Origin of the sequence: Pseudoalteromonas sp. SMS1 (assembly GCF_021530565.1) — a bacterium.
In the GTDB taxonomy this organism is placed as follows: domain Bacteria; phylum Pseudomonadota; class Gammaproteobacteria; order Enterobacterales; family Alteromonadaceae; genus Pseudoalteromonas.
Genome location: NZ_JAKGBI010000032.1, coordinates 1 through 22333, shown reverse-complemented (window position 1 = coordinate 22333; position 22333 = coordinate 1). Strand labels below are relative to the sequence as shown.

The window sequence follows — 22333 nt, the reverse complement described above, 5'->3', positions numbered from 1 at the left end:
TTTGAGTCTATTTAGAGCGAACTGACGTGAACATTGTAGAAGTGACTGACAATAATCGAGCTGTGTATAACAACTTAGCGCAAGCTTACGAGGCGGAGTTTTCAACGCTCACAGAGAAGTCGCCGTTAGCCAGCGGGTTATTTGAGCTTGATACTGATTTAAGCAATCCAATGGTCACAGGCTATATCTGTTATGTGCAGGGGATTCCAGCTGGCATTGCTGCGGTTTTACGCTTTTCGCCAGACGAGCACGAAGTGGCAGAGTTTTACATTGTTCCGCTTTATCGAAAAGCTAAGTTAGGGACGCAGTTTTCTCATGCACTGTGGCATTTAATGCCAGGGCGTTGGATCATTAAACAAATTGCGGGCGCACACTATGCGACCAAGTTTTGGTTAAGTGCTATCGCTGATCTACCGGGGAAAAACCTAATTGAAGATCATTATGAAGATAAGTATTGGGGGCGTGTGACCAGACAACGTTTTTTGTCGACTTAATGATAGGCGCAGAGAGGTGTCTTAACGACACCACTCCTGGGTGATGTATTTATTACACTACACCACGAGGAAGACGACAGTCGTGGTCTTTCTCAGCAAGCTCTACAATCCAAGCTTCTTCAGCGGTATAACCCTCTTCATTTGCTTTTACAATAGTAAAGGCTGCAACTTTGCTGCTTTTTACTGGCGCTGCTTTTTTAGCAGATGCTTTTTTAGCAGGCGCTTTTTCAGCTGGTTTTTCTTCAGCGCTTGCACCAGCGTTACCTGAAGTTAGTTCTTCGGTTAATGCTGCAACATCAGCTAAACGCATGTTTTTGCCACCGTCTATGCTGTACCAGCCTGGTTTAATTGTAATTTCAGGCTTCTTGCCATTTACCGCTTCATAAGCTGCTTCAAATGCGCTTAGAACTTCAGTCTTATCAAGTTTACTCATCGTAGATCCCAGTCGTTTTGTACGTGGATACGCAGGTTAAGGATAAACGACATTTATACCTATTTTTGAGCAATTTTTCAATTTTTTGCGATTTTAAGCACAGTTCATTGGTGTGTTAGATGTAACTTTGTGCAATTGAAGCACTTTTTTTGTACAGCTGAGCTAGACAGAGCCACTATCTAGCGCGCGCCTTAATGATATCCATTGTTGACCAAGCCACTCATGGCAGTAACTAGTCACAGACGATAAAGCCGTGCTGGATGCAATAAAGCGTTTGTAGATAGGGGTTGCGTCATAGCTGTAAAACTCAACTGGTGCCGCAATGGTATCAACGCCTTGTGCTGCGAAGAGGTCTTGAGCGCGTCTCATATGACTGGCTGATGTAACCAAGGCGACGGTACTATCTACGAGCATCGGCGCTAAGTCTTTGGCCTCTGATTCAGTGTCTCGTGCTTTGGCATTAAGATGAATTCGGCTTGCTTTGATCCCGAGTGATTGCGCCGTTTGTGACATCAGGTGGCTCGTGGTATTGGTGGGTGTATGACCGGCTCCTGATACAATTAAGGTGGCATTTGAGTAAATATGCGCGAGTCGCATGCCTTCAACAAGTCTGGTCACACTGGGGTTGGACAATTGTAAGTTGGGATGAAGCTTAGTATTTGGAGACAGTCCCCCGCCAAGTACGACAATGTAGTCGACATACTTGTGTCGGGTGTGTTCGAATTGTTTGATTGCGCGCTCTTTTGGCGTGATCAGGTATCCAGCAAAGTGTGGGGTACTCACAAACCAGAGAGATAAAACGCTTAGCATGCACAACGTGTAGCTTTTGATGTTCTTCTTACTGATAAACAGAAGTAAGAAACAAATAACAATCAGTGCGAAAGGCAGTGGCATAAGCAAGCCACCAATGACTTTTTTCAGTTCAAACATAAATAGCTCTCACTTTCTTCGTTAGAGCTATTTTAACTGGAGTAACGCTTATCTGCTAATAGATTGCTTACAAGTATTCAAGAAATGACGATATACAGGGTTGTCTTTCATACTCTTTTTCATTGCTAAGTACATCGGTCGACTTAATCCCAAAGCGCCAAGAGGAATTGACTTGATCAAACCCTGGCTTTCATATGGTGTCACTAGCCAATCAGGTAAAGCCGCCACACCCATGCCAGCACTGACGAGTTGAAAAATCAATAAACCTTGGTCGACCGATTTCAGCGTGCCATCGAAGCGTGCATTTTGAATAAAGTGCTTAAAGATATCTTGTCTTTCTTTGGGTATCGGGTAAGAAATGATGGTTTCATCTTTTAAATCGAGCGCAGTGACATAAGCTTTTTTGGCCAACTCATGGTCAGGCGCGACGATGAGTTTTAATTTAAAGTCAAAAACATGTGCATACTCTAGTTGTTCTGGTTCGCGAATATCAGAAGTAAGCACAATATCCAGTTCATCATTCAGTAGCTCAGGAATCGCGTCGTAGCTAAAGCCCTGCTCGTAGTCTACTTTAATATCTGGCCAGAAGTTATTGAACTCTTTGATTGTTGGCAGCAACCAGTGGAAGCAAGCATGACATTCAACGCTCAGTTTGAGCTGAGATATTGGCTGATTTAAGCTCTCTTTTAAACGACATTTGGTGGCTTCAACTTTGGGCAATACTTCACTGGCTAATTCTAACAGCAGCATACCTTGTGGGGTAAAGCGTACCGGTTGCGTTTTGCGTTCAAATAATTGGCAATCTAATTTGTTCTCTAGATCTTTAATTTGATGAGACAAAGCAGACTGAGTTAAAAATAACTCACGTGCGGTGTTCACCAGTGATCCAGTATCTTTCAGGGTAGCAATGGTTTTTAAGTGCTTTATGTCTATCATCATTAATAAATCTCATTTTTAATGTGAGTAAAACTCAGATTACGTCCGTATTACGCTGTCAGGATAGCCTATTTAACGTCTAGACGTCTACAAATCCATCAGCGATTGTTCAAAATTTCACTAAATCACTATAACACTATTTTTGACAGCGTTGTCATTATTTATTTAACTTTTTTTAAAAAAAATACAATTTAATTTTGCTCAAGTTGCATTTGAGAATCAATCAGTTGAGAAAATTCTACTCAACGCCTATCTTTTTGGCTATCTAAATGGCTATAGAGTCAAAGAGGCGAGACTCATCATGGCGACTATTCACAATTTAGGTTTCCCGCGTATCGATAAAAAAAGCGCTAAAGTGTGCTTTAGAAGATGATTAGGGTGGCAAGGGTACTCAGCAAGCTTGACGTGAGAGAGGGCGAGAAGTTAGGTGATAAAACAGAGCTATTCAGACAAACCCGGGAATAGATTTGACACCGCTCGGGGGCTTTGTCTGATATGACTATATGCTAAACACCTCGTTGTAAATTGGGGCTGTTTTTCAGCGCCATAGACAAAGCACTCATATCGTCGATTCGGATGCTATGTTTCGTATTGGGCGAGGCTATGCGCGAACGGGGTGTGGTTTTACTGTCAGTGAGGTGCCCGAGTGGAACAACACAAACAAGCGATGAGCCGGCATTGAAGGATGAACATTCAAGGCGTTACAGTGGTCGACTACTTAAGCTGGACTGCCTATGCGTTCAGAGTATCAGCTAGCCTCGTAAAAGGGGTGACTCCAATACACCCCATATATGTTACGCTGAATTCAATGACATAATGTCAGCCGTTGTTGATATGGGTGCTGATGTGAGCCTCCTTGAAGTATCACGCTCAAATAGGGCGTTAATAGATGCATTTGCATATTTTGACTACCCAAACGTGCCGCAGAGCGCGTGAATTAAAGCACAAATACACAAAGCCGCGCAGAAAGTCCCTGTAGAATCTTTTTAGGTAAACCTTGGCAGAGGTCTAAAAACCAGAGAGTGGCAAGAAGCCCGAGTGGCGCTCACTAATATGGTGCGTGCTGCAAAAGCACTGCGAGAAGAGTTAACACCATAAACAGTATGTAAAAACCGTGGTGAGTTTCTACATACTTAGCTTGCTACGGGCTTAAGCCTGGGTGTTTTGAGCAACCAAAAACGACATAGCTTGTTGACTTGGCATGGGTTTGGAAACTAAGTAACCCTGCCCAAGTTGACATCCTTTACGTTTTAGCAGCGCCCATTGCTTTGGCGTTTCTATACCTTCAGCCACAACTTCCAAATGAAGCGATTTTGCCAATGACAAAATCGCGTCGATCAATGGGGTCTCTTTTGTTGTGAGTTGGTCTACGAAACTTTTATCTATTTTCAAGACATGAATAGGCAGTTGGTGAAGGTACCCTAAAGCTGAGTACCCAGTACCAAAGTCATCCAAATACAGCTGTACGCCTAGTGGGGTGATCCCCTCAATAATCTTTGTTGCTAGCCCTAGGTTTTCAATCAACCCAGACTCTGTGATCTCAAGGCACAAGCTCCCTTTTGGTAAATCATATGATTCGTACAAGTGACGAATATGGTCGATAAACTCTAAACTGGCAAAGTGTCTCGATGACACGTTTACGGTGACTTTTACATTGGGTAGCGACTGCTGTTGCCACTGTGCGAGCTGCTTTGCTGCCAACTCGAGGATATGTAAGTCTAGCTCGATAATTTGACCGGTATTTTCTGCGATAGGAATAAACTGATCCGGTGCAACCAACCCATTTCGTGGATGGTGCCAACGGACTAATGACTCAAAGCTAACGACTTTGGGCGCATTTAGTGTGAAAATAGGCTGGAAGAATAATTCAAATTCCTGATTCTTAATACCATGCTGTAGATCGTTCTCGATGTCCGCTTGGTGCTTTAATTTACTGCGCATTGCATTGTTAAAATAGCGGACCTGACTTCTCCCTGCTGATTTGGCTTCATACATTGCGGCGTCAGCTTGCTGCAGCAAAGTAATGGCATTATCCGAGTCTTTTTCAGTAAATGCGACCCCAATACTACTTGATGCTTGAAGAATGTGGGAATCAATAACAAATGGTTTAGCGATGGCATCTGTGATCCGAGTCAGTGCTTGTGACACCTCGAGCTCGCTGTTGATGTTTTCCATAAAGATGGCAAATTCATCTCCTCCAAGTCGAGAAAATGTATCCGTTTTACGGATACAAGTTTGGATTGCGTCCACAATGGCAATAAGGAATTTGTCACCGACCTCGTGACCTAAAGAATCGTTAATACTTTTAAATCTATCGAGGTCAAGGTAAATCAGACAATGCAGTTTGGCTGTCTGACTCCTTCCCAAGGACAAAATCGCGTGTTTAATACGCTCAATTAATAAATAGCGATTAGCTAGCCCTGTTAATTCGTCATGTAAAGCACGATGCTCCAGTGCTTGTTTAGCCAACCTGCGATCGATCGCCATACTGATTTGGCGACTAATATACGTCAACATGGCATAGTGTTGCTTGTTGAAGGATTCTTCTTCTTCATAGCTTTGTAAAACAATGACGCCTTGATACTGTTCATTGACCACGAAGGGCACTCCTAGCCAAGCGAACGGAGAGCGACCGACCATATTAAAGACGCCGTCATCTATCAAGCTCTGGAATTGTTCACGATTACAAAGTAAAGCGGATTGTGAGCGGATCACATAATAGGACGCTGTTTGTTTTAATTGTGACTTGGATACTTTCTGTTGCGCTGGGCATTTTATGCCGCCTTCAATTAAGTACTCTATTTCCAGCATGTCTTTATGAGTATCATAAATACCAATAAAGAAGTTCTCAGCAGGTAAGAGAGTGCAGATAATTTGGTACAGCTCATCGTAAAATGTATCTAACTCACGAGAGTGGTAGGTAATGTTGGCAATTTTGAGTATGCACTTCTCAATAAGTTGGGCCTCATTGAGTTGTGATACCGTAGCGGTGAGGTGATCGACGGTTCTTACCTGATGGATTTTTGCACTGAGTAAATGGGCGACGGTAGAGAGCACTTGCAAGTGACTGGCACTGAAGTAGTCTTGCTCTGGGTGCTCACAATCAATCACGCCGATGAAGTGCTCTTTATAAATTAAAGGCACACACAATTCAGACAGTGCAGGCCGAGAGTCTGCGATGTACATGGGTTCTTGTGAGACATCACCAGAAATAAAAGGCTGCTTTGTCCTTGCTACATGCCCTGTAATACCGGTTTCAATTGAGATTTTTTGTTGTAAAACTTCATAACGCTCACTGTCATGAGCCACCCCCATACTCGCAACAGCTTCTAAGAAGTGTTGGTTGGTATCCGTTAGATATATTACACAGTCAACAAACCCTAAGCGTTTGACCACCTGAGATGTGACATAATCAAACAATTCATCTAAGTGGGTGATTTGCAATAAAGAGGATGAAAACTGGTTAATAATGCTCAACTGTTCGGTTTTTGATTCTAGTTTTTTTTCTGACAGCATAGGCATGACTCGATTGCACAATAGGCACACGTTATCCTAGATATAGTGATAATCTCAAATATTGTCGGAAATTAACTTTCATGAAACTGTAAAAAAAAAAGCACAAGCACTTAACGAGTTTTGTAACTACTTAACTTTAAGACGGTTTAGCGAGTCGTTGCGAAGGTTTAAATAATAGACAGCGTATTTTCGCTCTACCTAGCGCTTAAATAGGCGTAGTCATAACAAAGTATCAACGGCTTAAGTTGGTTTTATAAATTGACCTGAACTACTTTACTATCGGCCTGACAGCGCCTATGATCGGGCAAATTCAGCAGTGGAAAACAGCAATGACAAGTAATCAGACCCTTACTATTACTCGACCAGATGATTGGCATGTTCATTTGAGAGATGGTGACGTTCTTAAAGATACCGTTCGTGATATTAGTCGTTACATGGGCCGGGCAATTATTATGCCTAACCTTGTGCCGCCAGCTACTTGTACGGAAACTGCGCTTTCATACCGAGATCGCATTATGGCTGCCGGACCAAAAGCGGGTTTTGAGCCGCTAATGGTGCTTTATCTGACGGATAACACAACGCCTGAAGAAATTAGAAAAGCCAAAGCCAGCGGTCATGTATTTGCAGCTAAGCTATATCCCGCAGGTGCGACGACAAACTCAGATTCTGGTGTGACGGACATTGAAAAGGTGTATCCGGCACTGGAAGCGATGCAAGAAGTCGGCATGTTGTTACTTATCCACGGTGAGGTAACGGATTCTTCAATTGATATTTTTGATAGAGAAAAGGTATTTATTGAAACAAAGTTAGCGAAAATTGTAGACACTTTCCCTACCTTAAAGATTGTATTGGAGCACATTACAACAAAAGATGCTGTTGAATTTGTTCAATCTGCGCCAGACAATGTTGCTGCGACAATCACCGCTCACCATTTGCTATATAATCGTAATCATATGCTAGCGGGGGGAATTAGGCCTCATTACTACTGCTTACCAATTTTAAAGCGCAACATACACCAGCAAGCGCTGATTGATGCAGCGACAAGCGGTAGCAAAAAGTTCTTCCTAGGTACCGATTCAGCGCCTCATGCAAAAGATAAGAAAGAGGCGGCGTGTGGATGTGCGGGAGCTTATACTGCGCACGCTGCTATAGAGTTGTATGCTGAGGCATTCGAAGATGCGGGTGCACTTGATAAGCTAGAAGGCTTTGCAAGCTTCTTTGGCCCTGATTTTTATGGATTACCGCGCAATCAGGATACGATTACGTTGCAAAAGCTTACTTGGCAAGTACCAGAGTCCTATCCTTTAGGTGATACTCATGTAGTTCCCATTAAAGCGGGCGCAAACATAGATTGGCAAGTTATGGAATCATAATCTTTACGATGTGTGTGGGGGCTCTTTTGCTTGAGCCCTTTCCTAATACCTTCATTAACCCCTCGTCACTTCTGACCCCCTTCATTCTCTGACAGGTTGGCCATTGCAAGGGCTGGCTTATTACACCAATTTGTTTTAAAGCGTGCTTTTGTACATCAACAGCATGATATGTTGCCACCTAAAAATGAACCACAAATGCAAAGTATGTTACTGTCTAAATATCAAGATTAAATCGTTTATGGTGAACAAATTTATCGTTACAAATTAACTTATTTCCTTTACAAACATGGGCTTATTAATTTTTGTGAAAAGTTAATTTTAAAAGAATTAATACAAATTAAGTAAATAGTTAATCTGTACCTATTTTAAATAATATTAAAAGTCAGCAAAATAATGGCTATTAATTTGAAATTATATAAATATAATATACTCTCAGTATTAGAGCTTTTTAATACTTCAATGAAATTTGTAATCAACATTTTGTGAGAGAAATCTAATGCGTGAAATAAAGTCTTTTATTAAAACTGCTAGCTTCAATGATCTAACTAAAGCTCATGAGCTACTACAAGAAGCAATTGCTCAACAGCAAGAGCAAGAGCAAGCTAAAGTAGAAGTGCTAGCTTTGATTAAAGAAAAGGGATTAACGCTAGATGACTTGGTTGGTTCTGGTGCTACGGACAAGCGCAGCAAAGTCAGTCCAAAATATCGAATTGAGATCGATGGTAAAGTACATGAGTGGACAGGTCGTGGTAAAACACCAAAGGCATTCGCGAATGTAAATTTAGATGATTATAAGATATAAACATAAAATATTTTAAAATCTAGAGCTAAAGCGAAAGGAACTATTCGGTTGACATGACGAGGCACTAAATGCCTCGTCTGTTTTTAAAATCTCTACAAGCAATTTCTATTCTCCAATAAATGAGCTTTATTTGCTAAATAACTTCACATTTTAATTAAATCTTTTTTTGAATTCAGAACTTTTTCCTACCTACATTAAATTAGAAAAAATTCAATTGATTCTACAAAGTCATACAACCAGTTTGAAATTATTACATCTTCTTTATATGTCTAATGAAGCATGCCAGATGCAAGCTTGGTAGAACGCGTTACGTTGAAAGTGGTATACTCAAACCTCTATCAGGTTGAGTTTCGATTAAGAGGTTTGTTATATACACGCTCAGGCCCTACCAACAAGAGGCTGTCTCCAATACAGTCGCTCATTTCAAAAAAACCAGCAGCCCAGCGGTCATTGTGTTGCCTACCGGAGCGGGGAAAAGCTTGGTCATAGCTGAGCTTGCAAGAATTGCTCGACGAAAAATTCTGGTATTAACACATGTTAAAGAGCTGGTGGAGCAAAACGCACAAAAGTATGAAAGTTATGGCTTAACAGCGAGCGTATTTTCTGCTGGGTTGAATAAAAAAGAGCTTGACCAGCAAGTGACATTTGCGTCGGTCCAGTCATTAGCGCGTAACCTTGAAAAATTAAATACCTTCTACTCTCTCGTGATTATTGATGAGTGCCACCGGGTGAGCACGGAAGAAGATAGCCAATATATGCAAGTGATTAACTGCCTCAAGCAGTTTAATTCAAAGCTTATGTTACTGGGGTTGACTGCAACGCCCTATCGATTGGGGCATGGCTGGATCTATCGTGAGCACTATCACGGATTTATTCGAGGAGAAGAGAATAGTCCATTTGCAAAATGTATATATGAATTACCTCTGCGCTATATGATAAGTAATCAATATTTAACTCCACCTAACAAAGTAGACCCCGCAATAGAGCATTATGATTTTTCGTCGTTGACGTCGGATAGCTTAGGTCGTTATAGCGAAAGTGATATGAATACGCTTTTGAATAGTCATACTCGCGCAACAAAAAGCATTATCGATCATATTTTGTTAAAAGCTAAATCGAGATTAGGCGTAATGATATTTGCTGCAACAGTGATGCATGCAAAAGAAATTGTGAATTATTTACCTGAAAATGAAACCGAATTAGTTATTGGAGATACGGAGAATAAACAGCGTGACAGTATTATCGCGCGGTTTAAAAATAAAGAGATTAAATACCTCGTCAATGTATCTGTATTAACGACCGGATTTGATGCGCCACATGTAGACTTTATAGCGATTTTGAGGCCGACCGAGTCTGTCAGTTTGTATCAACAGATAGTAGGTCGAGGCCTGCGTTTAGATGAAGGTAAAGAAGATTGCCTTGTGATTGACTATGCCGGTAATGATTTTGACCTATTTTATCCGGAAGTGGGGGCGAAAAAACCTAACCCAGATAGTGAACCTGTTCAGGTTCTTTGCCCTGGTTGTGGTTTTGCCAATACTTTCTGGGGGAAATTGGATGCGCAGGGCAAAGTATTGGAGCATTACGGTAGGCGTTGCCAAGGGGTATTGGAAAGCGACGATGGCAATGAATCGATGCAATGTGACTATCGATTTAAATTTAAAGAATGTGGTTACTGTGGGGCTGAAAATGATATCGCCGCTCGTCAGTGTTTGAGCTGCGGTGAAGTGATGGCGGATCCGGATGATAAGCTTAGAGATGCACTGAATTTAAAAAGCGCGCTGGTGCTGCGCTGCTGCGGAATGACCGCTGAGGTGATTCAATCACAGGTACTTAAAGTGACCTATTTCGATGAAGATGGCGCAGATGTCAGTGAGGTGTATGACTTTTCAAATAAAGGGAGTCGCTATTACTTTCATCGCAATTTTGCCAAGCGCTTAAAATCAGGTTGCGGAGTCGGGAAGTGGGACAATGCCATTGACGTTGATATTGCTCTTTTGTCACCACCAGACTTTGTGATAGCAAAACAACATAAGAAATATGGTTGGCAAATTAGTGAAAAAATATTTGATTATGAGGGAAGTTATCGCGTAGCGGATAAAAGCTAGTTTGAAGTGTATGTAGGCCAAAGTACCTACATACGCAATGCTTGTTTATTCGGCCATGAGTCCCCAGCCGTCGCCATAACCTTCATGGCCATTAGCGATGGACTCGAGGTATTGTTCCGTCTGGCCCAGTAACTCGTGCGCAGGTACCATCGTTACGGTTGTTAAAACTTCCCAGACGCCAGTATCTGGGCATTTTCCCAGTTTGGTATGCGGCGCTAAGTCGTCTTTGCTGATTGCTTCAATAAAGCGCTCTGCATTGTCCTTTTGTTCGAATAGTATGTAGAAGTCAATCTTTTGCATTTGCGTAAGATCGACGCCTTCAGCGGCGATTTCAGATAACAGCTGACCATTGTCATCATTTGGAAATTGCATATCATTACTCAATTAGTAGAATTGGCTATATTGTCCGTTATCCACGATCAAATAAAAAGCATCACAGTGAAGTTTTTGTCGTTAAAAGTGCGTACGGTATGTTAATTTGACTTATGCACATAATCATTTACTGCGCAAATAACAATAACGTTGAATCAAAGAGTCCTTTAAGTGCCACAAATCATCTATTTCCTTATCTTTATTTGCATAAGTTTGCGACCTGCTTTGGCGGGGGCTGAACAAGTCATTGAAGAAGTCAATGTAGAATCAAAAGTACAAACTGCTATCGACAATGTCACCCAGTACCTTTCAAAATATCAAGGTGTGGTATACACCCACAGCCGCAAAAAAGCCATTGATGAAGATATACGTTCTGCTCTACAAGCCATAGGTTACTATGAGTATGAAAGTACAGTGCAGTATGAATTAGACACTCAGACTTTACAGGTGACTCTATCACTGCAAGCCCCGCTTCATTGGCAAAGTGTCGAGGTTCGTATTGTCGGGGAGGGGGAAGAAGATACCGCGCTGCAAGCTATCATTGGATCAATCGCACTGAAAAAAAGTACGGTGGTGCGCCATGACGTTTATGGTGCGGCCAAAGCTGAGCTCGAAAGCGCATTATTGGAGCGAGGGTATTTTGATTATGTATGGCAACAACGCCGATTGGAAGTGGCGCCAAAAGCGGGGACTGCACAGGCTGTATTGGTGATTGATTCAGGCCGTCGTTATCGGTTTGGACAGTTGCAGCTTACAGGGGATTCTCAAGCACAAAAATTTATCAAAAAATTGGTGCCTTTTTCTCAAAACACCCCATACCAAGCCAAGCTTTTGAGTGACTATAGTCTCACTTTGAGTGCGACGCCGTATTTTGCCAATGTCAAAGTGTACCCACTCTTAAAATCCCGAAAAGCCTATCAAGTGCCGATCCGCGTCGACGTTATCGATAAACCCGCACATAGCTTTGAAGTGGGTGGAGGCTATAGTACTGACTTAGGCGCCAAATTTAGGGGGAAGTGGAGCAAGCCATGGGTCAGTGAAGACGGTCACTCATTTGTCTCCGATCTCAATTTATCGCAGCGTCAGCAAGATGTCACTGCGGCGTATACAATTCCAGTCAACGACCCCAATTCGGATATATATCGCATACTTGGCGGCTATCAGTTACAAGATGAATTAACGGAAGGCGTGAACAGCAAATCTTGGAATATTCAGCTGCAAAGACAGTGGTTGCTTGAGAGTAACTGGGTACGGACCGCGTTTCTAAAGCGTGAGCACGAGAAAAGTGAGCAGTTAGGGCTCAAGCTGGATACCGAAATGTTGATACCGGGTATCAGTTTTGCGAAAAAGCAAAGCAAAGGGGGGATGACACCGTATTGGGGGAGTGAGCAGCTAGTTACGTTAGAAGCCGCTCATGACAGTGTTATATCCTCGACATCTTTGTTAAAAGTTCATTGGAAGCAAGCATGGTTAAGGCAGTATAAAATGCGACACTTGTTTATGCTTCGTAGCGAGCTCGGTGTAATGGTGACCAGTGAGTTAGATAAAACGCCTTTGAACTTGCGTTTTTTTGCGGGCGGTGATCAAAGTATACGTGGTTTTGCATTTCAATCTATTTCGCCAAGGGGGCAAGCAGGGCAATTGACCGGGGGGAAGTATTTAGTAACTGCAAGTTCGGAGTATAACTATCAATTTTTGCCCAACTGGCGTGCTGCTGTATTTGTAGATATAGGCACAGCAACCAATGACTTCAGTGAAAAGTGGTCATTGGGGGCCGGGTTTGGTTTTAGGTACCTTACGCCTGTTGGGCCGATTAGAGTCGACCACGCTTGGGGGCTCAGTAAACCAAGCCGAAGTACACGATTAAGTATTGTCATTGGTCCTGAGATATAAAAGATGGGAGCGTTTGTGAACCGCAAAGTAAAAAGGCGTTTAATTGTCGGACTAAGTACATTGCTCATGGTAATGGTCTTTTTAATATCGACAGTTCTGGGCAATAAACTGTTAGTGGGGGTCATTAATTACGTTGTACCAGAGGTGCGTATTGAGTTGCGAGAAGGTAAACTCCTCTCTGGCGGGCACTTTTCATTCTCATTTGAATCTGCGGCTTTTCGTTTGCAGGCCAATAACGCCCACTTGGATTTAACGTGGTTTGATTGTGCCACCATATGTATCGCGTTTGACGTTGAAAAATTCAAGGTTGAGACGTTAGCAAGTCACTTAGCGAGTGAGCAAGCGGTTGTTAGCGATAAACCTGAAGCGACGTTGGGTGACGAGCCTATTTCATTGCCAGTATCAATTGGTGTTTCATCGTTAAACATTAACTTACTGGAGGTGAAGGCTGGTGGACACAGAGTGTCGTTAGACCGTTTGCAACTTGTTGCAACGGCAGACAACGCATTGGTGCAGATTGCCAAGCTGCATAGTCAGCAATTAACCATTGAGCAGCTCGCTGCTACGCAAGCAAAACCAAGCAAACTCCCTGAAAACTTATCACCACTGTCATTACCAAGTATCAAGCTCCCACTCGCGTTGGCGCTGCCCAGTTTTCGAATCGAAAAGTTAACTTATCAACCCTATGAACAAGCGCCGTTGACGCTGGACAACCTAGCGCTTGATATGTTCGCAAAGTCACAGAAGTTGAATATTGAGGAGTTTGCGGTGCGATATGGACAAAGCAGCGCCTTTGTGAGTTTAGAGTATGATTTGAATGTAAATACAGTGAAAGGGAGCGCTAGTCTGTCACATTCAAAGGGCGCAATTACCTTAGGAGTACAGGGTGACTTGGAGCAACTAAATATTCAAACCAAGGTGTCTGGTGAAGTATCTGCTAAGGGTCGCTTATCGCTTTCACCAGCACAGCAAAACTGGCCATTTACCCTTGATACAAGACTGGATAAGGCCCCGATTGAGCAGTTGGTATCTTTGTCTGGGTTTAGACTCAAAGGGCGAGGTCATGCAAATGATTATACGTTTTCTATTACGGGCCATGCAGATCTTAAATCGCTTTATGAGCAAGCAGAACGTGCATATATTGATGCTTCTGTACGGGGAAGCTTGTCTCATTTAGACGTGACAAAAAGCCGCATTGCAATGGCGCAGGCTTATACGGAGTTAGTTGCGCAACTTGACTGGCAACAAGGAATACAACTAGATCTTCAGGGGACCTTGGAACAGTTGCCGATTCCGCAAATACAGCAAGGGCCCAATACACCCTTAACGTCATCAGATCTTGGGGTTTTATCTGGACATTATGCGCTAAGCTTTAAGCAGCGACATGTTTCTTGGGTCGCGCAAGTTGACGATTTAAAATTGCATGGCAACATTGCACAGCTGCCACTGTCTATTGCACTTAAAGGCCAGATTGACGACCAATTCAAAGGCCACTTGCAGCAAGCTGAGTTGTCTTATGGTGACAGCAATATCAATATCATTGGTGAACTTGGAGAAGCGTTAGATTTAACCGCAAAATTTGATGTTGCGCATAGTGCAAATACACTCTTACCAATTAATATCATCATGCGTGGACAAGGCTCTGTTGATGGCCTTGCCACTGCACCAAAGGTTAAATTGCAAACACAGATATCAGAAGTTGACTATGCCAACCTTTCTTTAAGAGATGTGCAGCTTGCCACTGATGTTGATTTAAACAATGACCTTGCTGGACAACTAGCACTCATCGTCTCTGAGGCGAACCTGCCTGGCATCGAAAATGGCCGGATAGCGCTGAATGCGCAGGGCAATCGCCGTGCGCATTCAGCAGATATCACGCTTAACAGTGAGGAAGCGTCAGCAGCTTTAACCTTGACTGGTCAAGTAGAAAATGAGCGTTGGCTAGGACAAGTCAATGACGGCGCGCTCTCAATTAAGTCGTTCTCAATGGCGCTAAATAACTCATTCGATCTGCAAATTTCACAGTCTGGCATGTCGGTATCGCAGCATTGCTGGCAAATTGCAGCTGGTCAAGCATGTTTATCTGCAAATCAGCAAGAGCAATCCGGTGACGCTTCCGTGTCTTTGATGAATGTGCCTGTGCAAGTCGCGTCAGCTTGGATGCCTGATACGATGACTGCAGAAGGCAGCATAACAGGAGAAAGTTCCCTACAGTGGTCTAACAGTCAACTTGATACACTGGTGGGCAAATTGGGTCTCACAAATGGCAAAGTTGTTTTGTTTCAACCTAAAACAGACATGGCAGATGAGCAAAAAACATTGCAAGAGGCGACCTTAAACATTGATACGTTGAATGTGTTGCTAAATGGGGATGGCAATGGTGCTGAGGTCGATTGGCAAGTACAGCTAGAAAAGCTTGGTAACTTTAACGGCAAAGTGGCGTTTCCAAATGTTAAAAATCCCCAAGACATGAAAGGCTTCGTGGATGTTAATGCGATTGTACTTAATGAATTTACACCCTACCTAAGGGCGCTTGCTTGGCCTGATATCGAATTGGCTGGGCAGTTTGGTGGCCGTGTTGAATTTGCATCTCACGCTGGCCAGCCGCTGATATTCGGGCAGATGCGCGCGAAACAGGTCTCCGTATTATCAAGCTATTTACCGATGCAAATATCAGATTTGAATTTAGATGTCGATTTACGCGACAACTTGATTGAACTCAATGGCCAATTAAAGACACCGCAAGACGGTTTTGCCACTATTAGCGGCAAGGCCGCGCTGCGTCCCGATGTGAGCTTAGACGTCAAACTCAGTGGTCAGCGTTTATTTTTAACGCCAATGGCTGGTGCAGAAGTCGCGGTTTCACCAGATTTGCACATTCAACTTGCAGGAGAGCACCTCAATATTATGGGCGAAGTGAACGTGCCTTTTGCACGTTTTACATTGAATGAGTTACCCGAAGGCGCCATTTTAGTGAGTGAAGATCAGGTGATATTAGATGATGCTGAAGAGACTCAAAAAGCGACTTTATTTGATTATCAAGCCGATATTGATATCAAACTGTTAGATGATGTACGTATTGTTGCGTTGGGTCTGGACGCATATTTACATGGTGAACTATCTTTAGAAAAGCAGCTTAATACAGCCATTCTGGCTGCGGGCGAAGTTTCCCTACGAGAAGGGAAATACACTGCGTTTGGTCAGGACCTTATTATTGAAACTGGGCAACTTGGGTTTAATGGGCCGCTGGATAAGCCCTATTTGAACATTAGAGCAATCCGCAACCCTGAAACAACAGCAGATGGCGTTATCGCAGGGGTTTCAGTACAAGGGAGCATTGCGGCGCCTGAGTTAACAATTTTCTCAGAGCCAGCGATGGATCAGGCTGAAGCACTGGCTTATCTGCTGAACGGTGAGGCACTGGGTGCTGGAGAGAGTTCAAATAATACTATGTTGGCGCAGTTCTTATTGTCAAAGAGCATCGATAAAAGTAAAGGATTATTTACAAAAGCGGGAAAAAAACTCGGATTAAAGGATGTCAATTTAGCTGCAAAAGGAAGCGGTGACGATACACAGGTAGAGCTTTCGGGGTACATTACACCTAGTGTACAGGTAAGTTATCGAGTCGGAGTGTTCGCATCTCTCAGTGAAATAGCTGTACGTTATCGAATATTTTCAAAACTTTACATTGAAGCGACGAGTGGTCTCTACGATAGTATAGACTTGTTGTATAAATTTGATTGGGGTGGTTGATGCGCTATTTGAGCTTTTTGCTCGTCGTGATATTTTGTCATACTGCTGTAGCAAAAGAAGCTAAAGTTGTTAGAGTTACGCAGGGCGCACACCCTTATGTTGTAGATTTAATCAAGTTAGCATTATCTTATCAGAAAGAGACATACAAGCTCCGGTATGTTGATAATATCCCAACTCAAAGCCGTGCGATTCGATTGTTGGGCAAAGAAAATGGCATTGATATCTTTTGGTCAGTTACCAGTTCTCGCCGCGAAAATATGGCACGGGCGGTGCGGTTTCCAATTGTCAAAGGGCTGTTGGGATATCGTATTTTAGTGATCAATGAGCACAGCCAAGCAAAGTTCAGTCATTTAAACCATATTTCTCAGCTGCAAAAATTTCATTTTGGCCTACGCTATGATTGGCCTGATCACAGTATATTCATTGATAATCAGTTGTCTGTAAACGAATTCAAAACCTTCACTGGGGCTCTGAATATGTTGAAATCTAATCGGTTTGATGCAATACCAATTAGTATCCTAGAGTTACCAGAATTGGCGAGTAGGTATCAAACATATGCAGAGCAAAAGCTCCTATTGTACTATCCATCAGCGGTATATTTGTTTGTTGAAAAGTCTGATCAAGCGCTGCATAACGCGCTGTCCGAAGGCATAAATCAAGCCTTAAAAGACGGTCAGTTTGAAAAGTTATTTGAGCAATATTTTAGTGGTTTGATAAACGAGTTAGCGCTCGAAAAGCGAACGTTAATTGAACTCACAAATCGCCGCTTACCGCCTAGTGCGCCCTTAGAAAATCAATATCTATGGTATAAAAAAGAATCAAAAAATGAAAAAAACTAATGTGCTTTTCGCCTCAGCATTGTGGATGCTTGGGGGATGTATGCAGCAACAAGATAGGCCACAAGAACACGTTCGTGCGCCGAATGAAATTATTAGCTCAGCGCCTGAATCGGCGTGGCGTAAGGTAAACAGTGACAACATTCTTCGTATTACATTAGAAACAGGCGCTGTTTATGTAGAGCTCAATGAACGACTTGCACCAAATCATGTTAACAATATCAAGTTGTTGGCCAGAGAGCAGTTTTATAATGGCTTGAGTGTGTACCGTTTTGTTGAAGGATTTGTGGCGCAAGGTGGTGATCATACTGACACAAAAATACCAACAAAAGGTAAAAAGCGGTTAGATGCGGAACTGTCGTTCAAAACAGATAAACGATTGTCTATTACAGCATTGGACGGCTCTGATGGATATGCAATTAGAACGGGGTTTTTAGACGGGTTTGCTGTTGGGCAAAATAGTCCCGCGACGAAAACTTGGATGACACATTGTACAGGTACTTTTGCGATGGCACGGGGGAATGGTATCAATAGTGGTGGAACGGAGTTTTATATTACGCTGTCACCGCAGCGTTATCTGGATCGCAATATCACCGTATTTGGACGAGTACTTGAGGGAATGGAGCATGTTCAGCAATTGCAGAGAACCCCCAGCGAAGCGCGCCCGTTCAATCCGATTTTACGTGTTGATGTGCTGAAAGATATTGACAGTGAAGACCGTGCTGAATTTGAAGTATTTGATACCAGTACAGTACTTTTTGAAGAGCTAATTGCGGCGCGTACCAATCGCCCTGAACCCTGGTTTAAATTCACGCCCAATTATGCGGATGTGTGCTCAATAACAGTACCCACAAGACGAAAGACGACTTAGTTGAGCGCCGTTCTTTACGGCACTCAAGCAAAAACATTGACTTATTGGCGGTTAACGCGAATATCAAAGCTGGTGGTATCTTGTTCGCTGGAGCGGAATGGGTTGATGTCTAGCCCGCCGCGACGTGTATAACGTGCGTAAACCTCTAACTTGGTCGGGTTAAGTGCGCGTTGAATATCGCAAAAAATACGCTCTACGCATTGCTCATGAAATTCATTGTGGTCTCGAAACGAGATCAAATACCTCAAAAGTGACTCGCGGCAAACTTTTTTCCCTTCATAGTGGATAACAATACTCGCCCAATCAGGTTGCGAGGTAATCAGGCAGTTCGATTTTAATAGGTGGCTGTATAAAGTTTCAGTTACACATTCCTCATTTTCATAACGTAACATACCATCTGTCGGGCTATAGATATCTACCTCAATGTCTAATGCATCGATGCACTCGCCAGGCAGTGCCGTAAATGGCAAGCAATTGTATTCATCTGGGCCATAGAGCTTTACTATCACCTGACACTGTGCGGCCTTGCTCAGATCATCGCTAAGGTGTTGCAGCACAGCCTGTTGAGATTCAAAACGCGTTTGGTTAAAACTATTTAGGTATAACTTAAATGATTTTGACTCAATAATATGCGAGCTTTGGCATGGGAATGTGAATGTCGCCACCGCAACTTGCGGCTTTCCTTTACTGTTGAGCCAGGACAGCTCGTATCCAGTCCAAGTATCTTCACCAAAAAAAGGCAGATGTTGTTCGTCGACTGCAATTTGATCTCGGTTTAGCTTTCTTGCTATCGGATGTAAAAGGGCGGCATCGTATTGAGATGCATAGTCAGTTGTTTTGCCTAATACGGAAGCTTTTAGTTCAGGCGCATTGTTGTAATCTGTCATGTTTCACCAATAGTGGTTACAATGTCCCGAATTATAGCGAATAAAAAATGAGATTGGCAGTATGGCTTCTTTTACAAATATGATGGAATCGCTGCATCAGCGTTTTGCTTGTGCAACTGAGCAACGTCAAGGGCATCTACCTCTAATTCAGCATGACACGGCATATCCGAGTCCCTGTGAAAAAGGCCAACCGGATGCGCATGGACAGATCCAGTGGCAAGCGATATCGAGAAGGCCGCGTGGGAGCTTAGCTGATCTGGCAAAAGCGCTGGAAGTCGAATTTCCTGAGCCATTGCATGCTTATTATGGTGCCGTTTTTGCTGGTAATGTACTTGCGACATTTGAAGGGCACGAGGTTGAACTGTTACAAGTGTGGAACGAAGATGATTTTGTAAACTTACAACAGAATATTACTGGGCACGTACTTATGAAGCGCCGCCTAAAGCAAGACGACACGGTTTTTATTGGCCTAACAGAAAAAGACGATCTCCTGATCACGGTTAAGTTAAGTACTGGTGAGGTGTGTCTTGAGTATGTAGGAAAGCCACCACATCATATCTTGGCGGCTAATTTAGGCGCATTTATTGAACAATTAAGCGTTTAATTATTGAAAATCCCACGAGATATTTGAGACCAACTGACAGTTGTCGCACTTGAAGTCAAAAATACCGAACCAAGGTTCATCTAGTGCCCAATCGCCGTTACAGCTAGGGCACTTTCTCTGCTGTTCAGATACTAGGCTCCCACCTCCAACACGATATAGATAGTAATACACGGGCTTTTTTGTGAGATAACGAATACGTTTGCTGAGATCGAGCCCTCTACGTGTTAAATCACTAGATAGACTGGTTAACTCTTCTAAAGCTGCAAACTCACAGCGTGTTGCCCCGTTAATTTGAATCTGATCGCAGGCTTGCCAATCTTCTTGCCACTTAATCAGTGCCTTGTAATCGCCATTTGCAATGGCCGGGATCTTATACAGTGGCACTGGTAGAAAGTCATCACCACAGTAAAGTGGGCTGCACGTATGCACATAGGTTGTGTACAGAATATAACTTGAAGGAGATTGGCACTGATCAGCGCCATTGGCGTGAATATCTTGTCCAATCACCTTAACTTTTGGTGCTAATAGCCCCGCTTGTTGTAACTGTTCAATGGCATGTTTTACAAAGGGGCTGTGGTGCAATGGATGTAAAGAGTCCTCTAGTGGACACATTACACGGGTGACAAAATAGCCATCTTTTAATACAGTCGGAAATTCATCGCCAATAATCTGGCCATTGAAGCGCAATGCATTAACTAAACGGTTTATCGCTTGTTCAGCCATATCTAAGGTGGTGTCTTGGTAGCAGTCAAAAGTGAGATCGACAACAAACATTTTACTTTTGCCCTTCTAGCAGAGACAACAGCTTGTCGAGCTTGGCCTCAATTCTATCGAGTTGAGTCTGGTTACTGACGTCATCACGCGTTTCAATAGGCTCTGGGGCGTCTATTGCATTAGGGTTGTTTTTATACGTGGTTAGCGCTGCAATTAATACGGGCATGGGCACCGGTACTGTCAGCTTTGACTTAACTGTCGCGACAGTGGGTGTTTTGCCTTCCGAAATTAATGCTCGGATGGCGTGTTGAACTGCTGGATGCATAACAAACTACCAAAAAATAAAACGCAGTTTACCACTTTTAAGATGATTACCAAATCACTTGGACACCGCATCATTCAGTTTGCCGTAAAAGCAATTCAGTGTTGCCCTAACGTAGTAAAGCATCCAACTCGTCAATCACTTCACTCCAATCAGCATCTTCTCTTAAAGATTCTTCAATGAAGTGCCTTTGTCCTTCATTCCAAAATGGCGCATCCTTAATGAGGGTATGGCTTGGTAATCTGTTGTGGTCAATAAAGTGAGAGATATGGTCGTCGCTGTTTTCTAAGCCTAATTGTGCAAATAGTGTTTTCAAAGAATGGTAACTGGTATCCATACTGACCTCTGTTGAACGAAAAACATACTACAACTATAGTAGAAGCAGCTTGCATTGATGACATTGAATAATGCCCTCATAGCAAACACGCAAAACCTAATCTACTCAGCCTACGATATTCACATACAGGGATCTAATGATGACAACAACTGAAGAACGCGCACCTGACACAGAAATTAACGTTAAGTTCTTGGCACCCGAGGATATTCGAGTGGCTGCGAGCCTGTTATATCAGGCATACCATGAAGACCCACTGCTTATCAATATTTTCAATGAGCCGAATGAAGGCAAGTATAGGTCTAAATTACGTGCTTTAATCCGAGAGGAGCTAACAAGTTTCAGCAAAGCTGGGCAGCCAATTGTGGGGGTGTTTGTAGGCGATAATCTCGTGGCGGTTGCTTGCGCATTTGTGTCAGAATCAGAAATTGACGCTGACAGGGGGTGGAATTGGCGTCTACGTCTAATGATGGCAGCCGGTCGGTTACAGATGCAACAGCTACTTGAAAAAGAACGGACAATACAAGCTCAACTGAGTGAGTATACGGGCTACTACTTTTTATCGTTTATTGCTGTAGACCCACATTACCAAGGGTTAGGGTATGGACATTACTTGTTGTCCGCTTTAGATACGCTGGTCAGTGAAAACCCAGAAGTAGCTGGATTGGCGGTCTTTGTAACCCAGGGCAATCAGGTCAATTTTTTTGAATCACATGGCTATCAATTAATCAGGCAATTATCATTTAAATCAGCTTCGGGTGAATTACTGTTTAAGCCGCGAACTGACAAATTGGAAAAAGCACTGTGAGACTTTTCCTACATCAGTGTGAGTCTTATTGGGAAGTGTTCTATCGTTTAGGCTCTAATTTTTATTTAAGTCTTTGTATTTTATTGTCTTTTTGTTTTGTTTCAGTATTTTTTAAGAATTTTTATTGAGAATATATCCTATTTATTACGGCTGATTCGCTTAAACTTATTCGTGTTGAAGGATAAAAGGATTCAGCAGAAAGCAAACGCTAGGATGGCGAGTAGGATACAGGTATACACGGGAAGTTCGGAGCGCCGAAGGACAAGGTGAAGGGGAGTCAAGACGACAGAGGAATTAGCACAGGATGTGCAGACATAGGAAATGTCACATGGATTAGGAGCGCCGAA

At 42.9% G+C, this 22333-nt stretch carries 20 protein-coding genes; 11 read left to right on the top strand and 9 right to left on the bottom strand.

The genetic code is table 11. The features are described from left to right. Positions 1 to 26: 26 nt before the first annotated feature. Positions 27 to 494: a GNAT family N-acetyltransferase gene (locus L1286_RS22915; protein ID WP_235409362.1), complete on the top strand. Its 468-nt coding sequence runs from the start codon at positions 27 to 29 to the stop codon at positions 492 to 494. A 52-nt stretch (positions 495 to 546) separates the two neighbouring features. On the opposite strand, the gene L1286_RS22910 is transcribed toward L1286_RS22915, so the two are convergent. The 3 genes from L1286_RS22910 to L1286_RS22900 all read right to left on the bottom strand — a co-directional run bounded on the left by L1286_RS22910 (position 547) and on the right by L1286_RS22900 (position 2793). Next, positions 547 to 927 carry a hypothetical protein gene (locus L1286_RS22910; protein ID WP_235409361.1) on the bottom strand — a complete coding sequence of 127 codons (381 nt, stop codon included), beginning with the start codon at positions 925 to 927 and terminating at the stop codon, positions 547 to 549. A 162-nt stretch (positions 928 to 1089) separates the two neighbouring features. Next, positions 1090 to 1857, bottom strand: coding sequence for an ElyC/SanA/YdcF family protein (locus tag L1286_RS22905; RefSeq protein ID WP_235409360.1), 768 nt, complete (start codon positions 1855 to 1857; stop codon positions 1090 to 1092). Between the two features lie 48 nt (positions 1858 to 1905). Beyond that, positions 1906 to 2793 carry a LysR substrate-binding domain-containing protein gene (locus tag L1286_RS22900; RefSeq protein ID WP_063376364.1) on the bottom strand — a complete coding sequence of 296 codons (888 nt, stop codon included), beginning with the start codon at positions 2791 to 2793 and terminating at the stop codon, positions 1906 to 1908. Positions 2794 to 3609: 816 nt separating this feature from the next. On the opposite strand from L1286_RS22900, the gene L1286_RS22895 reads away from it, so the two are divergent. Then, a complete protein-coding gene (locus L1286_RS22895) occupies positions 3610 to 3729 on the top strand; it encodes a hypothetical protein (RefSeq protein WP_328284244.1) in 120 nt (39 codons plus the stop codon). A gap of 213 nt (positions 3730 to 3942) precedes the next feature. Here the strand turns inward: L1286_RS22895 and L1286_RS22890 are convergent, their stop codons facing one another. Continuing rightward, complete coding sequence (locus tag L1286_RS22890) at positions 3943 to 6309, bottom strand: bifunctional diguanylate cyclase/phosphodiesterase (RefSeq protein WP_235409359.1); 2367 nt, start codon at positions 6307 to 6309, stop codon at positions 3943 to 3945. A 329-nt stretch (positions 6310 to 6638) separates the two neighbouring features. Here L1286_RS22890 and pyrC point away from each other — a divergent pair, with 329 nt between their 5' ends. From pyrC to L1286_RS22875, 3 genes are all read left to right on the top strand, one after another. After that, on the top strand, positions 6639 to 7682 hold the full coding sequence (pyrC, locus tag L1286_RS22885; protein WP_235409358.1) for a dihydroorotase: 1044 nt from the start codon (positions 6639 to 6641) through the stop codon (positions 7680 to 7682). A 496-nt stretch (positions 7683 to 8178) separates the two neighbouring features. Beyond that, positions 8179 to 8484 carry an H-NS histone family protein gene (locus L1286_RS22880; RefSeq protein ID WP_063373211.1) on the top strand — a complete coding sequence of 102 codons (306 nt, stop codon included), beginning with the start codon at positions 8179 to 8181 and terminating at the stop codon, positions 8482 to 8484. A gap of 368 nt (positions 8485 to 8852) precedes the next feature. Continuing rightward, positions 8853 to 10592, top strand: a complete 1740-nt coding sequence (locus tag L1286_RS22875) for a DEAD/DEAH box helicase family protein (protein WP_442961770.1) — start codon at positions 8853 to 8855, stop codon at positions 10590 to 10592. A gap of 45 nt (positions 10593 to 10637) precedes the next feature. Here the strand turns inward: L1286_RS22875 and L1286_RS22870 are convergent, their stop codons facing one another. Further along, positions 10638 to 10964 carry a ribonuclease E inhibitor RraB gene (locus tag L1286_RS22870; RefSeq protein ID WP_235409357.1) on the bottom strand — a complete coding sequence of 109 codons (327 nt, stop codon included), beginning with the start codon at positions 10962 to 10964 and terminating at the stop codon, positions 10638 to 10640. A 171-nt stretch (positions 10965 to 11135) separates the two neighbouring features. Between L1286_RS22870 and L1286_RS22865 the strand changes: the two genes are divergently transcribed. The 4 genes from L1286_RS22865 to L1286_RS22850 are packed head-to-tail and all read left to right on the top strand — an operon-like array spanning position 11136 to position 18317. Beyond that, positions 11136 to 12857: an autotransporter assembly complex protein TamA gene (locus L1286_RS22865; RefSeq protein WP_235409356.1), complete on the top strand. Its 1722-nt coding sequence runs from the start codon at positions 11136 to 11138 to the stop codon at positions 12855 to 12857. Positions 12858 to 12872: 15 nt separating this feature from the next. Then, positions 12873 to 16610, top strand: a complete 3738-nt coding sequence (locus tag L1286_RS24260) for a translocation/assembly module TamB domain-containing protein (RefSeq protein WP_235409355.1) — start codon at positions 12873 to 12875, stop codon at positions 16608 to 16610. Continuing rightward, positions 16610 to 17449, top strand: coding sequence for a transporter substrate-binding domain-containing protein (locus tag L1286_RS22855; RefSeq protein ID WP_235409354.1), 840 nt, complete (start codon positions 16610 to 16612; stop codon positions 17447 to 17449). The genes L1286_RS24260 and L1286_RS22855 overlap by 1 nt, the downstream gene beginning before the upstream one ends. Next, positions 17436 to 18317 carry a peptidylprolyl isomerase gene (locus tag L1286_RS22850; RefSeq protein ID WP_235409353.1) on the top strand — a complete coding sequence of 294 codons (882 nt, stop codon included), beginning with the start codon at positions 17436 to 17438 and terminating at the stop codon, positions 18315 to 18317. Before L1286_RS22855 ends, L1286_RS22850 begins: the two co-directional genes overlap by 14 nt. A gap of 41 nt (positions 18318 to 18358) precedes the next feature. Here L1286_RS22850 and queF read toward each other — a convergent pair whose 3' ends face one another. Then, on the bottom strand, positions 18359 to 19204 hold the full coding sequence (gene queF / locus L1286_RS22845) for an NADPH-dependent 7-cyano-7-deazaguanine reductase QueF (protein ID WP_235409352.1): 846 nt from the start codon (positions 19202 to 19204) through the stop codon (positions 18359 to 18361). A 61-nt stretch (positions 19205 to 19265) separates the two neighbouring features. Here queF and syd point away from each other — a divergent pair, with 61 nt between their 5' ends. Further along, complete coding sequence (gene syd / locus L1286_RS22840) at positions 19266 to 19808, top strand: SecY-interacting protein (protein ID WP_442961769.1); 543 nt, start codon at positions 19266 to 19268, stop codon at positions 19806 to 19808. On the opposite strand, the gene L1286_RS22835 is transcribed toward syd, so the two are convergent. The 3 genes from L1286_RS22835 to L1286_RS22825 all read right to left on the bottom strand — a co-directional run bounded on the left by L1286_RS22835 (position 19809) and on the right by L1286_RS22825 (position 21181). Beyond that, complete coding sequence (locus tag L1286_RS22835; RefSeq protein WP_235409351.1) at positions 19809 to 20582, bottom strand: Zn-ribbon-containing protein; 774 nt, start codon at positions 20580 to 20582, stop codon at positions 19809 to 19811. It lies immediately after the preceding gene. 1 nt (position 20583) lies between these two features. Further along, positions 20584 to 20847: a hypothetical protein gene (locus L1286_RS22830; protein WP_235409350.1), complete on the bottom strand. Its 264-nt coding sequence runs from the start codon at positions 20845 to 20847 to the stop codon at positions 20584 to 20586. 106 nt (positions 20848 to 20953) lie between these two features. Continuing rightward, a complete protein-coding gene (locus L1286_RS22825) occupies positions 20954 to 21181 on the bottom strand; it encodes a DUF2789 domain-containing protein (RefSeq protein ID WP_235409349.1) in 228 nt (75 codons plus the stop codon). A gap of 139 nt (positions 21182 to 21320) precedes the next feature. Between L1286_RS22825 and L1286_RS22820 the strand changes: the two genes are divergently transcribed. Next, complete coding sequence (locus tag L1286_RS22820; protein WP_235409372.1) at positions 21321 to 21986, top strand: GNAT family N-acetyltransferase; 666 nt, start codon at positions 21321 to 21323, stop codon at positions 21984 to 21986. Positions 21987 to 22333 lie beyond the last annotated feature (347 nt).